Raw genomic sequence first — 14,602 nt, forward strand, 5'->3', positions numbered from 1 at the left:
CATGTCGACCTACTACCAGCCCCCCAAGTACCCCGCATCCGACTTCCCGTCGATGCAGCCCGACGCCGAGGCGCTGCCCGTCGTCGTCGTCGGAGCCGGACCCGTCGGCATGGCCGTCGCCCTCGGTCTCGCGCAGCGCGGCATCCCCGTGACGATCCTCGAGGCGGCGGACCAGGTCTCCTTCGGCAGCCGCGCCATCTGCATCTCCCGGCACAGCCTCGAGGCCGCCGCACGCCTCGGCTTCGGTGCCGAGCTCGAGAAGATCGTCCTGCCCTGGGTCGGTGGCCGCAGCTTCTACCGGGACCAGCAGGTGCTGCACTTCCGGATGCCGCAGCGCGAGTTCGATGTGCGGCCGCCGATGATCAACGTCTCGCAGTCCGAGTACGAGCAGATCGTCGTCGACACCATCGAGCAGAACCCGCTCATCACGCTGCACTGGCAGGCGAGCATCGCCGGCATCCTCCGCGGCGACGACGAGGTGACCCTCGAGGTCGACACCGCGTTCGGCAAGCGCCACCTGCGCGCCGCGTGGGTCGTCGCCGCCGACGGCGGCCGCAGCCGCATGCGCGAGCTCGCGGGCCTGCGCCTCGAGGGCACCAACTACGAGGGCCGCTACGTCATCGCCGACATCCACTGGGAGTCGGACCTGCCCGCCGAGCGCATGGTCTGGTTCGATCCGCCGAGCAACCCCGGCTCGACGATCATCATGCACAAGCAGCCGAAGAACATCTGGCGCATCGACTACCAGCTCGACCCGTCCGAGGACGCGGAGATCGAGACCCAGGAAGACGCCATCCGGGCCCGCATCGCCAAGCACCTCGACTGGCTGCAGAACGACCTGCCCTGGACGCTCGAGTGGCACGGGTTCTACAGCGCCCGCGCCCTCGCGCTGCGCGAGTTCACCCACGACCGCATCCTCTTCGCCGGCGACGCCGCGCACCTCGTGCCGATCTTCGGCGTGCGCGGCCTGAACTCCGGCATGGAGGACGCCGAGACGCTGGCCTGGCAGCTCGCCGCCGTCGTCCACGGCAACGCCGACGCCGCGCTGCTGCAGGCGTACTCGATCGAGCGGCACGACGCGTGGGAGCAGAACGTCGCGAACGCCGGCAAGTCCACGCTCATCATGTCCCCGGGAACCCACGGGTACCGCACCACCCGCGACGCGGTGCTGGCGCTCGCCGTGGGCCGCCCCGAGTTCGGTGAACTGATCAACCCGCGCCAGTCCAGCGCCACCCACGCTCGCCTGTCGCCGCTGACCTGGCCGGTCGCGGAGGGCCTGACCGGGGTGCTGCCCGGTGACCCCGTCGAGGACCGCCGCGTGCGGGTCGTCACCGCCGACGGCAGCACCGCGTCGTCGCTCAACGTGGTTCGCGGCACCGGCTTCGCCGTCGTGGGCTTCGGCCTCGACGCCGACGGCAGTGCCGCCCTCGCCGCGGCCACTTCCGACCTCGCCGCCGCTCTTGCGCCGGAGAGCGTGCGCGCTGTTGCCGTCGGCGGTACCGCCGCCGACGGGGTCACGGTGCTCGACGCGCCCGACCTGGCCGAGGCGCTCGGCGCGACCGCGGGCGAGGCCTTCGTCATCCGCCCCGACGGCCTGCTGCTGTGCCGGGTGCCGGTCGCCGAACTGTCCGGCGTCGCGGCCGCGCTCCGCGCCGGCACGGCACCCGAGGGCCCGGCCGTCCCCGCACGCCCCGCGCAGGTGCTCACCGACGACGAGCAGCGCCGCGAGAACGTGTGGCTGGGTCTGTCGGATGCGCTCGATCAGGTGGACCCGTCCGACCGGGAAGGCTTCCTGGTCCGCCTCGCCCTGCAGCTCGGCTCGCAGGCCGGCCACCGCGAGTTCGAAGAGGCCATCGCTGCGGCGACCGACACGTCGCCGGTGCGCACCGAGGAACTGGCCCCACAGGCCTGAGTCCGTCCGACGACGGCACCCCCGCCCGGCGATCCCGGACGGGGGTGCCGTCGCGCGTTGCGGGTCAGGCGCCGATGGCGGAGCCGAGCATCGGCCAGGCCCGGTGCAGGTCCTCCTGCCAGTAGCCCCAGGAATGGGTGCCCACGGGCCGGAAGTCGACGGTGGCCGGGATGCCGAGCTCGGCGAGCCGCCGGGCCAGCAGATGCGTGCATTCGTTGGTGGCGGCCTCGATGATGCCCCCGACGACGACCTGCTCGGCAAGGTTCGCCGGGTCGCCGGCGACGTTCGGATGATCGAGCCGGTCGTACGGACCGGGCAACCCGGTGCCGTTGGACAGGTAGATCTGCGTCCCGCGCAGCTTCTCGGCGTTGACGTAGGGGTCGTTGGCCACCCATGCGGGGTCGCCTTCGGGACCCCACATGTTGTCGGTGTCGCCGCCACCGCGCACCTCGACGACGAGTTCGACGTAGGTCCGGCCGGGACGGGTGCTCGTCTGGGCACAGCCACTGAAGGCGCCGACACCGCGGTACAGGCCCGGTGCGGATTGCGCGAGACTCAGCACAGAAGTCCCCGACATCGACAGTCCCGCAATGGCATTAGCCCCGGTGGTGCCGAGAGCCGCGTTGACGATCGGCGGCAGCTCGCGGGTGAGGAAGGTCGTCCACCGGTTCCGGCCGAGGACCGGGTCGTCCTGCTTCCAGTCGGTGTAGTAGCTGAACGCGCCTTCGAGCGGCAGCACCACGTTGACGTCCTTGTCGGCGAAGAAGTCGGCCACGTCGGTGCGGTCGAGCCAGGTGAGGGTGCCGCCGTCGCCGCCACCGGCGCCGGCGAGCAGGTACAGCACCGGGCGTGGGGTCCTCGTGTCGCGCGGCAGCAGCACCGCCACCGGAATCACGCGGCTCATCGACGCCGAGTACACGTGCAGGGTGCGCTGCCGAGGGCTGTTGTCCTCGCTGCGCTCGAGGTACGAACCGTCGGCGCTCGGGGCCGGCTGTGCCGCCGCGGGTGCGGCCACGGCGAGCGCGGCGGCCGTCAGCGTCGCCGCGACGACTGCCGTCACTCGACGGAACGGTCTCGGACGGCGCATGGGATCACCTTCAGTCGGGACGAGATCCTTCGATGCTACGACGCACAAGAGCCCGCACGGGGCATGTGCGGGCTCTTGTGCGTCGGACGGTCAGCTGAGCAGATCCAGGATAAGTTCGAGCAGGTCACCGAGCTCGATTGAACCGAGCAAATCTTGGAGGCTTGACATGAAAGCTCCTTCATTCTGTTTGTTCGGGCGGACTTTTCATGTGTAACACGAGTGTGGTTGAGTCGCAGGAAATTCGGGTACCGATTACCCTTTTTATTTGATATTCGGTATTTCCGCCGGTCAGGGCCGGGGGAAATCTGCAGATATATGGGTGAGCATATTGTTCGGACCGCGGCCGGGTCGCGGGGATTCGGAATTATGTGCGATTCGCGCGGTCGGCCCGAAATGTGAATTCCCGGCTACGGCCCGTCGATATTCCGGACGATCCGGGCGGCGAAGGCGTCGATGTCGGCCCAGTCCCGGTGATCGCCGTACCGGCCGCCGGTCAGGCGGAACACCACCCGGCCCAGAGGCCCCGGCCACTGCTCCGGCTCGATCGCCCCGGCGAAGGCCCGGTACTCGCGCACGTTCGCCGTCGCCCGCAGCGCCGCCGCCACCTTCGGCTCCTTCAACTTCGGCCGCACCCACCCGGCCAGCCGCGCGGAGATCATCGCGCTCGTCGCACCGATGGTCTGCACCGAGAACAGCCACGCGGGCTTCCCCGCGAGGAGCGCGCGGTGCAGATCCGCGAAACGAGCGGCGGGAGCGAGCCACTGCCCGTTGTGCACCGAGCTGCCGAGCACGATCGCGGCGTAGTCCGACGGATCGACCGGCTCGGCCAGATCCCGCAGGTCCGCGTCGTGCCCGGCCTCGGTGAGCCGCTGCGCGATCCGTTCGGCCACGCCGCGGGCCGCCCCGTATGCCGTCGTGTACGCCACGAGTACCTTCACGTGAGCTCCCTCCGCCGACCTGTCCCGATGACGCGACGATTATCCGGCTGTGCCGGAGGGTGCCCGCCAGTTCCCCGGAAAGTCCGGCGCGTCGGGAGTGTCGAGAAAGCTCGAAGCGTCCCTCACGCTCCGCTCACCCGTTATCACGCCCAGGTGGCCCACCCCGGGATGGACGAGCGCCCGGCCCCGCGGCACGGCCGCCGCAGCCTCCCGGAACAGCGCCGCGCCGTAGAAGCCGTCCCGGTCGCCGCCGACCACGAGCACCGGACACGACACCTCGGGGAGCCGGGCGGTCACGTCGAAGCGGTCCTCGGCCTCGGCCACGGCGAGGAAATCGTCGTACCCGTGCCGGGCACCCGACGGCTCGAGCAGCCATCCCAGCGTCCACAGCAGCCTGCGCGACCACCATCGCGCCCCCGTCGTCGCCGCGAGCTCCGCCATCGCCCGTCGCGGATGCCCCTCGCGCACGGCGGCCGCGGCCCGTCGCTGCACCTCGCGGCCCGGGCCGAGGCGGTGCGCCGACGCCACGAGCACCAACCTGCGCACCAGCGCCGGGTGGTCGAGAGCCAGCTGGAGCGCGACGCTGCCGCCGGTCGAGACACCGAGAACGTCGACCGGGCCGGGGAAGTGGTCGGGCATCGCCTCCGCGTAGTCGCGGGCGAGATCCGCCATGGTGGTCCCCGGCTGCAGGCCCGGCCGACGGTTCACCCACCACACGCGTCGCGTCGTCGTCCAGGGCGCGATCTGTCCCAGCTGGGTGCGGCGGTCGAAGCCGCGGGGTGGCCGGTGGTGGTTCGACAGGCCGGGCATGAACAGCAGGGGCGGACCCGTACCGGCGCGCAGGTAGGGCATGCCCGAGTTCCAGGTGCCCTCCTGCGCTGCGATCACGCCGCGTCCAGCGTCCGTGCGATGCTCCTCGCCCAGTCCTCGATCTCCTGCCAGTCCCGGAAATCGCCTTCAGGCAAGAGCTTTCGTCCGGCGGGCAGCTTGCGCATCAACCGCGCTCCGACACCGAGCGTCTTCGGGTCGAGGGCGCCGAAGAACACGTGATGCTCCCGTGGCGCGACCGCGTCGGTCAGCTCCGAGAGTTCCTGCGGTGCCGCGCTCTCCCGCACGTTCTGTCCCTGTTCGTCGACCTCGTCGGTGCCGAGCGGTCCGCTGGTGAACAGCCAGACCGGGCGGGCGACGAGTCCGTCGCGGTGCTCGCGCACGAACGCGCTCGCCGGCTTCTCCCAGTGCCCCAGGTAGGCGGAACTGCCGACGACGCACGCGTCGTAGTCGCCCACCGACGCCGGAGCCGGCAGTTCCAGAGTGTCCACCACGTGCCCCTCGGTCCGGATCACCTCGGCGATCCGCTCCGCGATCCCGGCGGTGGCGCCGTGCCGGCTGGCGTATGCAACGAGAACCTTCATGGCGGATACCCCTGTCGTCGAGCTGTGCTCCTGCCGGCCCGTTCCACCATCGGCCCCGCCGGCGTCACCCGTCAAGCGCTGCTCAGCCGAGTGCGTCGAGGGCCTCCTCGATCGGGGTGTCCCCGTTGTTGAACTCGATGGTGCGCCGCACCGTCGCGGGCCGGTGCAGCACCGCCGCCGCGACCGCCGCCACGTCCGCCCGCGAGACCTGCCCCTTGCCGGCGTCCGGGCCGGTCTCGATCCGGCCCGTCGGCGGATCCAGGGTCAACAGGCTCGGGCCCAGGATCGTCCAGTCCAGATCGGTGCCGCGCAGGTGCGCGTCCGCGGCCGCCTTCGCCTCGGCGTACGGATGGAAGCCGTTGTCCTCGGGCACGCCGTGGTCCGGGCCGGCCCCGAAGTACGACACCATGACGTAGCGGCGAACCCCCGCGCGCTCGGCCGCGGTCATCGAGGCGATCGCCGCGTCGCGGTCCACGGCGTACGTGCGCTGCGGATTGCCGCCGCCCGCGCCGGCCGACCACACCACGGCGTCGTGACCGGACAGCAGCGGCACGAGTTCGTCGACGCCGAGGTGCTCGACGTCGGCCACGACGGGGGTCGCGCCCGCGGCGCGCACGTCGTCGGCGTGGTCGGGGTTGCGGATCACCGCGGTCACCTCGTCGCCGCCGTCGGCGAGCAGCCGCTCGAGGTGCAGTGCCACCTTCCCGTGGCCGCCGATGATCACGATCCGTGCCATGTCGAATCCTTCCGTCGCCGGCCCGCCCGTCGGGCCGCCTCCCACCATCGCACCACGGCGGCGGTGGTCCGTGGGGGAGCACCGGTCGGCGACGCTCGCTCACCGAACGTTCACGCCCCGGGCACCCGAGGTGCAACGTACAGCGGGCATGCTGGGGCGATGAACCCTGTCGTCCTGGAACTCCGCCACGTCGAATGCGAGGGCCCCGCCGCGTATCTGCCGGTGCTCGAGCAGTACGCGCAGGTGCGCACCGTCCGGCTCGGGCGCGACCCGGTGCCCACGGCGCTCGACTACGCCGCCGTCGTCGTCATGGGCGGCCCGATGGGCGTCGCCGACGCCGCGACGCTGCCGTGGCTGGGGGAGGAGATCGCGTACCTGCGGTCCGCCGTCGCCGCCGGCATTCCGGTGTGGGGGGTGTGTCTCGGCGCGCAGCTGCTCGCCGCGGCCCTCGGCGCCGACGTCTACACCGGCCCCGTCCCGGAGGTCGGCGTGGGGGAGGTGGAACTCGCGCACGCCTCGGCCGCCGACCCGGTGTGGGGCGAGCTGCCGTCCACCTTCCCGGTGCTGCAGTGGCACGCCGACACCTTCGACCTGCCGCCGGGCGCCACCCTGCTCGCGTCGTCGCGGGCCTACCCGAACCAGGTGTTCCGGCACGGCAGCAGTTACGGCGTGCAGTTCCATCTCGAGGCCGACGCCGACCAACTCGGTGGCTGGCTCGCGATCGACGAGTACCGGGCGTCGCTCGAGGCGGCCCTCGGGCCCGGGTCCGCCGACGCCGTCGCCGCCGAACTGCGCTCGGTACAGCCCGAGACCGTCGCGCACGCGGCGGCCGTGATGAAGCGGTGGCTCGAGACGTACGTCGTGTGAGCGCTCAGGCCTGCAGACCGGCCCGCTCGAGCGCCGCGCCGACGAGGTGCTCGGCGATCGCCATCGACGACGTCGCGCCGGGGGAGGGGGCGTTGCGCAGGTGGACCACGCGCCCGTGCCCGGTGATGACGAAGTCGTCGACGAGCGAGCCGTCGGCCTCCATGGCCTGCGCGCGGATCCCCCGGGGTCCGGGGAGCACGTCGGCGACGGTCAACCCGGGCACGTACTTCGCGGCCTCGGCGACGAACCGCCGGATGCTCACGGCCGTGCGCAGCTCGCGCGTCGCGGCCGGGACGTTGTGGACGGCGAAGTGGCGGAATCCGGGGAAGACGAGGGCGTCGCGCAGGTCCCGCAGCGACCCCGACCGGCGGCGGTACGCCTCGCGGCCCGGCGCCAGGAAGGCGTTGGGCCCGACCATGATCGCGCCGTCGATCCGTTTGGTCAGGTGCACGCCGAGGAACGGGTACCGCGGATCGGGCACCGGATAGATCAGTCCGCGCACCCGCCCGGCCGCCTCGGGCCGCAGCAGGTGGTAGTCGCCGAGGAACGGCACGATCGCGGGTGTCGCGAGGTCCCCGGCGCCGTGGGCGAGCCGATCCGACTGCAGGCCCGCGCACGTGATCACCAGGTCGAAGCCGTCGGTGCCGGTGTCGGTGCCGACGAGCACCTCGTCACCGAGGGAGCGGATCGCCGTGACGGGCGTGGCGAGCCGGACGGTGCCGCCCGCCGCGGTGACATCGTCGGCGAGAGCGGTGGTCACCGCGACGTAGTCGACGATGGCGGTGTGCGGGGAGTGCAGGGCGGCGATGCCGCGCGCGTGCGGCTCGATGTCGGTGATCTCGTCGGGCCCGATCCGGCGGATTCCCGGCACCCCGTTGGCGACGGCGCGGTCGTGGATGGCGTCGAGACGGTCGAGTTCGCTGTCGTCGAGCGCGACGACGAGCTTGCCGCACTCCTCGTACGGCAGGCCGCGGGCGGCGGTGAACTCGGCGAGCAACTGCACCCCGCGCCGGCACAGGCGCGCCTTGAGGCTGCCGGGCGGGTAGTACAGTCCGGCGTGCACCACCCCGCTGTTGTGGCCGGTCTGGTGCGCGGCGAGCCGGGGTTCCTTCTCGAAGAGGGTGACGTCGGCCCCGTGCATCGCCAGCTTCCGCGCGGTGGCGGCGCCGATGATCCCCCCGCCCACGACGGCGGCCCGCAGCGAACCCATGCGCGCCAGCCTACGAGCCGGCGGCCGAATGTCACACGGGTTCGCTTGGATCGAACGCGTGTGACATTCGGCCACACGCCCGGTGGCTCAGCGGTTGCGGTCGGAGCTGTAGCCCCACAGCCAGTCGGTGTACTTGTAGCTCGACGTGTCGCGGATGCGGAACAGCTCGTTGCGGGCCTCGCGGCCGGCACCGTCGAGGTGCCAGAGGTCGCCCCACATGCGGCCGGTGGTGAGGATGCGGTTGCAGCGCGGTGCGCGCTCGGCGTTGACGTCGCGCAGGATCTTCGGCCAGTTGGCGTTGTCGCCCTGGTAGTCCTCGGCGGCGTAGTCGGCCAGGCACTTGGCGTCCTCGAGCGCCATGACGGCGCCGGAGGCGAGGTACTGCAGCGGCGGGTGCGCGGCGTCGCCGAGCAGGATCATGCGGCCGTCGACCCAGTTGTCGATCGGGTTGCGGTCGAACATCGGCCACCAGCGGTCGGTCCACAGGTACTTCAGCGCGGTCTGGACGCTCTCGTGGCAGTGGTCGTAGGCGTGCGCGAGTTCGTCCGGGCTGCCCCACTTCTCTTCACCGCGCAGGAATGCGGGCGACTGGAAGACGGCAACCTGGTTGAGCATCTCGCCCTGGCGCAGCGGGTACTGGATGAAGTGGCAGCGCGGGCCGATGTAGCCGACGACGTCCTCGATCTCTTCCTCGAGCGGGACCTCGTTCATCGGGAACGTGCCGCGGAAGGCGACGTATCCGGAGCCGACCGGCTTGTCGTCGGACAGCTTCGGGCGCAGCCGCGAGTGCAGGCCGTCCATGCCGAGAGCGATGTCGCCGACGTGCTCCTCACCGTTCTCGAGGATGACGCGGACCTTGTCGCCTTCGGTGACGACGTCGTTCACGGGGGCGTCGGTGCGCAGGTCGGCGCCGGCCCGGCGGGCGGCGTCGACGAGCACCGCGTGCAGATCGGAGCGGTGGACGACGAAGTACACGCCGCCGTAGTGCTGCTGGTAGTCGTGGCCGAGGTCGACCTTGGTGAGGATCTCGGCGGTGACGGCGTCGCGGAAGACGAGGTTCTTCGGCAGGACACCCTTGGAGATGACCTCGTCGTAGACGCCGAGCGCCTGGAGGATGCGGGAGCCGTGCGGGCCGATCTGCAGTCCGGCGCCCACTTCGCTGAACTCCGAAGCGCGCTCGAACAGCGTGACCTCGGCTCCCCTGAGGGCGAGGGCGAGGGCGTTGGCGACTCCGCCGATGCCGCCGCCGGCGATGAGAACCCGCGCGTCCTTCAGATCGGACATGACACTCCTTGTGGTCGGTAGATCGATATGACGAATGGATCAGTGGGCCATGATCGGGCCGCGCGGTGCGTCGTCGCTGACGGGGAAGCGCTTCCACACGACGGTCAGCAACAGCGAGGCGATCAGCGCGCTCACGGCGAAGAGGATGAAGTTCGAGTTCGCGCCCAGTCCGGCGGCGAGCAGCCAGCCGCCGATCTGCGGGGCGGCCACGGCCCCGATCCGGCCGACGCCGAGCGCCCAGCCGAGCGCGGTGCCGCGCAGATGGTCGGGGTAGTAGGAGGCCACCGCCGCGATGATGAGGCACTGCGTTCCGTGGGTGCCCACGCCGGCGAGCACGAAGATCGCGTACACCACCGCGGTGGGTGGGGAGAGCAGCAGGGCGAGCAGAGCCACGCCGGCGACGAACGCCGCGACGATGCTGGTGGGCACGGTGCCGAACCGCACGCCGCCCCACGCGGTGATGAACGAGCCGGCCACCGCGCCGAGGTTCAGCGCCAGCGTGAAGGTCAGGGCGCTGCCGAGGTCGGTGCCCGTGTTCTGCATGAGCTTCGGCAGCCACGTGCCCAGGCCGTACCAGGCGAGCAGCGTCACCACGGTGACCAGGGCGAACATGATGCTGATGGTCCGGAACCTCGAGCCGAGCAGTTCGCGGAAGCCGCCGCCGGCCGGGGCGTCCGTCTTGGAATGGGTGTTGGGCAGGTACTTCAGCGCCAACGGCACGAGGACGAACAGGGGCACGAGAGCGAACAGGAACATCGGGCGCCAGCCCCAGTTCGGGATGACCGGGATGCCGAGCAGGGCCGCGATGGATCCGCCGATCGGCACGCCGGACATCATCATCGTCGCGACGGCGGCGCGCCACCGCCGCGGAACGAGTTCGGCGGCCAGGGCGTTCGACGTCGGTACCAGGCCGCCGAGGCCGAGTCCGGCGATCAGCCGCATGGCGCCGAACATGAACGGACCGGTGGCGAAGGCGCAGAGCGTGGTGAACACCGACAGCACCACCACGCAGCCGATGACGGCCTGCTTGCGGCCGATCGCGTCGGACAGGCGCCCGGCGAGCACCGCGCCGATCATCATGCCGAGGAACGCGAGGCTGCCGAGGGTTCCGGCGGTCGCGGAGCTGATGCCCCACTCGTCCTGGAGGCTGGAGATGACGTTGCCGTAGACGATGAGGTCGTAGCCGTCGAAGACGACGAACAGCCAGCAGACGATCACGGCGAGCGCCGTGCCGCGATTCAGGACGATCGTGCGTTCGCCGGGGGCGGCGTCGGCGCCGGAAGAACTGTGCATGGCTCTACCGTGATGCGCCCCACGCTCCGGTGCAATAAAGTTCTGGTGTGCAGAAAAAGTCCGCGGCCCCGAAGAAGGCATCGAAGACCATCACCCGGCCGTCGTATGCGCTGGAATCGGTGGACAACGCCCTGCGCCTGCTGCAGATGCTCCGCGACGTCGGTGCGCTGCGGCTCAAGGATGCCGCCGAGGAACTCGGGACGGCCCCGTCGACGGCCCACCGCCTGCTGTCGATGCTGGTGTACCGGGGGTTCGCCGTGCAGGACGAGAAGCGCCGCTACCACCCCGGCCCGGCGATGGGAGTGGGACCCGCGCAGCAGGGCTGGACGCGGGAACTCACCGAACTCTGCCGGCCGCACATGGAGGCGCTGGCGATCCTGACCGGCGAGACGATCAACCTCGTCATCCGGGTGGGGTCGCAGGCCCGGTTCCTCTACTCCGCGGAGTCCGAGTCGATGCTGCGGGTCGGCGACCGCCAAGGTCAGGTGCTGGCCGCCGAGCTCACGGCCGGAGGGCGAATCCTGTTGGCGGAGTTGCCCAGGCAGACGCTCGAGCAGCTCTACCTGAGGCCGCCGGAAGAGCCGCACATCGATCCGCGCCCGATCGCGGGGTACGGGGTGGACCGCCGGCTCGCCCCCGGGGAATTCGAGGTGTTCCTCGCCGAGCTCGAGGCGGCCCGCAGGGTGGGGTTCGCCGTCAACGTGGAGCAGACCGAGGAGGGGGTCGCCGCATTCGGTGTCGCCGTCCGCAACGGGCAGGGACGGGCGATCGCGGCGATCACGGCCGCGGTGCCGATCACGCGGTACCGCCAGCATCTGAACGGGGCCCTCGTCTCCCGGATGCGGGCGACGGTCCGGGGGATCGAGGTCGACGTCGCGCACATCGAATGACGACGCCCGGGCCCCGCGGAGGGCGGCGCAGAGATTCCGCATAGAAGAATTGCTTGTGCTGCGGGAGGACCGGAGACCTACGTTGAGAGCAACGCCGCACGTGTCCCGCTTCACGAGGAGAGGTCATGACCGCTACCGAGAACACCGATCCGGAGCTGCAGCAGCTCTACGCAGACTTCGAGACCGAGCACCTCAATCCGCTGTGGACCCAGCTGGGCGACCTGATGCCGATGGCCCCGACGTCCAAGGCCGTGCCGTTCGTGTGGAAGTGGTCGACCCTGTACCCCCTGGCCCAGCGGGCGGGCGATCTCGTGCCCGTCGGCCGCGGCGGCGAGCGGCGTGCCATCGCGCTGGCCAACCCCGGCCTCGGCGGCGTCCCCTACGTCACCCCCACGCTGTGGGCGGCGATCCAGTACCTCGGCCCCAAGGAGACCGCGCCCGAGCACCGGCACTCGCAGAACGCCTTCCGGTTCGTCGTCGAAGGCGAGGGCGTGTGGACCGTCGTCAACGGCGATCCGGTGGCCATGTGCCGCGGCGACTTCCTGCTCACCCCCGGCTGGAACTTCCACGGCCACCACAACGAGACCGACCATCCGATGGCGTGGATCGACGGCCTCGACATCCCGTTCGTCCACTACACCGACACCGGGTTCTTCGAGTTCGGGTCCGACGGCGTGACCGACGAGTCCACCCCGGACGTCTCCCGCTCCGAGCGGCTGTGGGTGCACCCCGGTCTGCGCCCGCTCGTCGGCCTCGACGCCAAGTCCAGCTCGCCGATCGCGTGCTACCGCTGGAAGTACACCGACGCCGCGCTGAACGAGCAGCTCGCCCTCGAGGACGAGGGCTACGCCGCCACCCCGGAACCCGGCCACGCCGCCATCCGGTACACCAACCCGACGACCGGCGGCGACGTCATGCCCACGATCCGCGCCGAGTTCCATCGGCTGCGCGCCGGTGCGCACACCCGCACCCGGCGCGACGTGGGCTCGACCGTGTTCCAGGTCTTCGAGGGCGAAGGTCGCTTCCACCTCGGCGGCCGGGACCACACGGTCACCAAGGGGGACATGATCGTCGTGCCGTCCTGGGTGGAGTGGTCGCTCGAGACCGACGGCGGCGTCGACCTGTTCGCCTTCTCCGACGCCCCGATCGTCGAACGCCTTCACTTCAACCGCACCTACATCTCCGAAGGAGCCTGACCCGACATGCGACTCGCCACCCTCCGCCTCGACGGCACGACCGCCGCCGTGCGCGTCGATTCCGACACCACCGCCACCGTGATCGACGGCTACGCCGACCTGTCCGCTCTGCTGACCGACCCGGACTGGAAGACCGTCGCCGAGCGGGCCTCCGGACGCACCGTCGACCTGACGAACGCCGACTACGCGCCGGTCGTGCCGAACCCCGGCAAGATCGTCTGCGTCGGGTTGAACTACGGGACCCACATCAAGGAGATGGGCCGCGACCTGCCCGAGTACCCGACCCTGTTCTCGAAGTTCAAGGAGGCCCTCACCGGCCCCTACGACGACGTGATCGTCCCCGAGTACGCCGCCGCGCAGCTCGACTGGGAGGCCGAGCTGGCCGTCGTCATCGGCAAGCAGGCGTACCAGGTCTCCGAGGCCGACGCCGAGCAGTACATCGCCGGCTATTCGGTGATCAACGACTACACGATGCGCGACTACCAGTACCGCACGCTGCAGTGGGACCAGGGCAAGACGTTCGAGAAGACCAGCGGCTTCGGTCCGTTCCTGAGCACCGACTACGCCCTCGGCTCGCGCATCGAGACCCGGCTCGAGGGTGAGGTCATGCAGTCGGCCACCACGGACGACCTGGTGTTCACCCCGGCCAAGCTGGTGGACTACATTTCCCACATCGTCACCCTGCAGCCCGGCGACGTCATCATCACCGGCACCACCGGTGGGGTCGGGCACGCCCGTAAGCCTGCTCGCTACATCGGCAACGGGGAGACGGTCGAGGTCAGCATCGAGGGCCTCGGTTCGGTGCGCAACAAGACCATCGTCAAGTAGGAGCTCACCCGTGGGGTTCAACGATCTCGACCTGTCCGAGCGGCTGCTGATCGCCCGGCGTGGCACCGCGTACTTCTCCCAGCGTCTCGCCGAACTCACCGACGACGAGCTGGACGCACCGACCGCGCTCGAGGGGTGGACGCGTAAGCACCTCGTCGCGCACGTCGGCTACAACGCCGCGGCCCTGTGCCGGCTCATGGACTGGGCCGCCACGGGCGTCGAGACGCCCATGTATGCCTCCACCGAGCAGCGCGGACAGGAGATCGCCGAGGGCGCCACCCTCAATGCGGCGGCGCTGCGGAACCTGTTCACCCACACCGTGGCCCGGCTCGACGAGAAGTGGCGGCACCTGCCGGAGTCGGCGTGGCAGGCGCAGGTCCGCACGGCGCAGGGCCGGCTGGTGCCGGCCGAGGAGACCGCCTGGATGCGCACCCGCGAGGTGTGGATCCACGCGGTGGATCTGGGCAACGGCGCGCGCTTCGGCGACTTCCCGCCCGTCGTCCTCGACTCGCTGCTCGACGACATCGTGGGGATGTGGCGCAAGAAGGATCTCGGCGCCGGCCTCGTGCTCGAGGTCGACGGTCGCGACCCGATCGCCGTGCGACAGGACGCCGACCCGGTCACCAAGGTGAGCGGCCCGCTCGCCGCCGTGGTGCGCTGGGCCGCCGGACGTGGCGCCGTCGGACTCACCGCCGGCGCCGACGTGCAGCCGCCGCGCTGGCTCTGATCACCGCACACGACGACGGGGGCCTGCGACCGGACACGGTCGCAGGCCCCCGTCGCGTCGGTGGATCCTAGCGGGGGTCGACCTCGCAGGCGATGCCGTCGTCGTCGCGGTCCAGCTTCGGCGCGTAGCCGGGCTCGTCCCGGTACAGCGGCGCCACGCCGGCGTTCCACGCCTCGGTGCAGTTCTTGTATCCGACGCTCGGCGCGGGCGCGGGCGCGGGCG

At 71.0% G+C, this 14,602-nt stretch carries 15 protein-coding genes; 6 read left to right on the forward strand and 9 right to left on the reverse strand.

The genetic code is table 11. The annotated features are described in order from the left end of the window. Nucleotide 1: 1 nt before the first annotated feature. Nucleotides 2-1,912 (forward strand): FAD-dependent monooxygenase, encoded by a 1,911-nt coding sequence (locus G6039_RS08705; protein ID WP_029542585.1) that lies wholly within the window; start codon nt 2-4, stop codon nt 1,910-1,912. A 64-nt stretch (nt 1,913-1,976) separates the two neighbouring features. Here G6039_RS08705 and G6039_RS08710 read toward each other — a convergent pair whose 3' ends face one another. The 5 genes from G6039_RS08710 to G6039_RS08730 form a co-directional block, all read right to left on the reverse strand. Next, nucleotides 1,977-2,999 (reverse strand): alpha/beta hydrolase, encoded by a 1,023-nt coding sequence (locus tag G6039_RS08710; protein WP_029542587.1) that lies wholly within the window; start codon nt 2,997-2,999, stop codon nt 1,977-1,979. Between the two features lie 407 nt (nt 3,000-3,406). Next, the gene (locus G6039_RS08715; RefSeq protein ID WP_029542588.1) at nt 3,407-3,937 is read right to left on the reverse strand and encodes a flavodoxin domain-containing protein; all 531 of its coding nucleotides are present in this window, start codon (nt 3,935-3,937) and stop codon (nt 3,407-3,409) included. Between the two features lie 39 nt (nt 3,938-3,976). Further along, nucleotides 3,977-4,825, reverse strand: a complete 849-nt coding sequence (locus G6039_RS08720) for an alpha/beta fold hydrolase (protein ID WP_006939118.1) — start codon at nt 4,823-4,825, stop codon at nt 3,977-3,979. Further along, nucleotides 4,822-5,349 carry a flavodoxin domain-containing protein gene (locus tag G6039_RS08725; protein ID WP_029542590.1) on the reverse strand — a complete coding sequence of 176 codons (528 nt, stop codon included), beginning with the start codon at nt 5,347-5,349 and terminating at the stop codon, nt 4,822-4,824. Before G6039_RS08725 ends, G6039_RS08720 begins: the two co-directional genes overlap by 4 nt. Before the next feature lie 82 nt (nt 5,350-5,431). Next, on the reverse strand, nt 5,432-6,085 hold the full coding sequence (locus G6039_RS08730; RefSeq protein WP_029542592.1) for an SDR family oxidoreductase: 654 nt from the start codon (nt 6,083-6,085) through the stop codon (nt 5,432-5,434). Nucleotides 6,086-6,244: 159 nt separating this feature from the next. Between G6039_RS08730 and G6039_RS08735 the strand changes: the two genes are divergently transcribed. Beyond that, nucleotides 6,245-6,952 carry a type 1 glutamine amidotransferase gene (locus tag G6039_RS08735; protein ID WP_006939113.1) on the forward strand — a complete coding sequence of 236 codons (708 nt, stop codon included), beginning with the start codon at nt 6,245-6,247 and terminating at the stop codon, nt 6,950-6,952. Nucleotides 6,953-6,956: 4 nt separating this feature from the next. Here G6039_RS08735 and lhgO read toward each other — a convergent pair whose 3' ends face one another. The 3 genes from lhgO to G6039_RS08750 all read right to left on the reverse strand — a co-directional run bounded on the left by lhgO (nt 6,957) and on the right by G6039_RS08750 (nt 10,739). Continuing rightward, the gene (gene lhgO / locus G6039_RS08740) at nt 6,957-8,162 is read right to left on the reverse strand and encodes an L-2-hydroxyglutarate oxidase (protein WP_043797903.1); all 1,206 of its coding nucleotides are present in this window, start codon (nt 8,160-8,162) and stop codon (nt 6,957-6,959) included. A gap of 87 nt (nt 8,163-8,249) precedes the next feature. After that, nucleotides 8,250-9,446, reverse strand: a complete 1,197-nt coding sequence (locus G6039_RS08745) for an FAD-dependent monooxygenase (protein ID WP_043797905.1) — start codon at nt 9,444-9,446, stop codon at nt 8,250-8,252. Nucleotides 9,447-9,485: 39 nt separating this feature from the next. Continuing rightward, nucleotides 9,486-10,739, reverse strand: coding sequence for an MFS transporter (locus G6039_RS08750; protein ID WP_029542597.1), 1,254 nt, complete (start codon nt 10,737-10,739; stop codon nt 9,486-9,488). Nucleotides 10,740-10,786: 47 nt separating this feature from the next. On the opposite strand from G6039_RS08750, the gene G6039_RS08755 reads away from it, so the two are divergent. From G6039_RS08755 to G6039_RS08770, 4 genes are all read left to right on the forward strand, one after another. Next, nucleotides 10,787-11,629: an IclR family transcriptional regulator gene (locus tag G6039_RS08755; protein ID WP_029542599.1), complete on the forward strand. Its 843-nt coding sequence runs from the start codon at nt 10,787-10,789 to the stop codon at nt 11,627-11,629. A 125-nt stretch (nt 11,630-11,754) separates the two neighbouring features. Next, complete coding sequence (locus G6039_RS08760) at nt 11,755-12,825, forward strand: cupin domain-containing protein (RefSeq protein WP_006939100.1); 1,071 nt, start codon at nt 11,755-11,757, stop codon at nt 12,823-12,825. A gap of 6 nt (nt 12,826-12,831) precedes the next feature. Further along, nucleotides 12,832-13,653 (forward strand): fumarylacetoacetate hydrolase family protein, encoded by an 822-nt coding sequence (locus G6039_RS08765; RefSeq protein WP_029542600.1) that lies wholly within the window; start codon nt 12,832-12,834, stop codon nt 13,651-13,653. A gap of 10 nt (nt 13,654-13,663) precedes the next feature. After that, a complete protein-coding gene (locus tag G6039_RS08770; protein WP_029542602.1) occupies nt 13,664-14,380 on the forward strand; it encodes a maleylpyruvate isomerase family mycothiol-dependent enzyme in 717 nt (238 codons plus the stop codon). 67 nt (nt 14,381-14,447) lie between these two features. Here G6039_RS08770 and G6039_RS08775 read toward each other — a convergent pair. Next, nucleotides 14,448-14,602: excalibur calcium-binding domain-containing protein (locus G6039_RS08775; protein ID WP_164528069.1), on the reverse strand; the 155-nt coding region annotated here is incomplete at its 5' end.

The sequence above is a fragment of the Rhodococcus aetherivorans genome (genome assembly GCF_011058165.1).
Lineage (GTDB): Bacteria > Actinomycetota > Actinomycetes > Mycobacteriales > Mycobacteriaceae > Rhodococcus > Rhodococcus aetherivorans.

Coding starts and splice junctions, on each gene's coding strand:
- G6039_RS08705 (WP_029542585.1), top strand. CDS start 2: ATGTCGACCTACTACCAGCCCCCCAAGTACCCCGCATCCGACTTCCCG.
- G6039_RS08710 (WP_029542587.1), bottom strand. CDS start 2,999: ATGCGCCGTCCGAGACCGTTCCGTCGAGTGACGGCAGTCGTCGCGGCG.
- G6039_RS08725 (WP_029542590.1), bottom strand. CDS start 5,349: ATGAAGGTTCTCGTTGCATACGCCAGCCGGCACGGCGCCACCGCCGGG.
- G6039_RS08730 (WP_029542592.1), bottom strand. CDS start 6,085: ATGGCACGGATCGTGATCATCGGCGGCCACGGGAAGGTGGCACTGCAC.
- G6039_RS08735 (WP_006939113.1), top strand. CDS start 6,245: ATGAACCCTGTCGTCCTGGAACTCCGCCACGTCGAATGCGAGGGCCCC.
- lhgO (WP_043797903.1), bottom strand. CDS start 8,162: ATGGGTTCGCTGCGGGCCGCCGTCGTGGGCGGGGGGATCATCGGCGCC.
- G6039_RS08745 (WP_043797905.1), bottom strand. CDS start 9,446: ATGTCCGATCTGAAGGACGCGCGGGTTCTCATCGCCGGCGGCGGCATC.
- G6039_RS08750 (WP_029542597.1), bottom strand. CDS start 10,739: ATGCACAGTTCTTCCGGCGCCGACGCCGCCCCCGGCGAACGCACGATC.
- G6039_RS08760 (WP_006939100.1), top strand. CDS start 11,755: ATGACCGCTACCGAGAACACCGATCCGGAGCTGCAGCAGCTCTACGCA.
- G6039_RS08765 (WP_029542600.1), top strand. CDS start 12,832: ATGCGACTCGCCACCCTCCGCCTCGACGGCACGACCGCCGCCGTGCGC.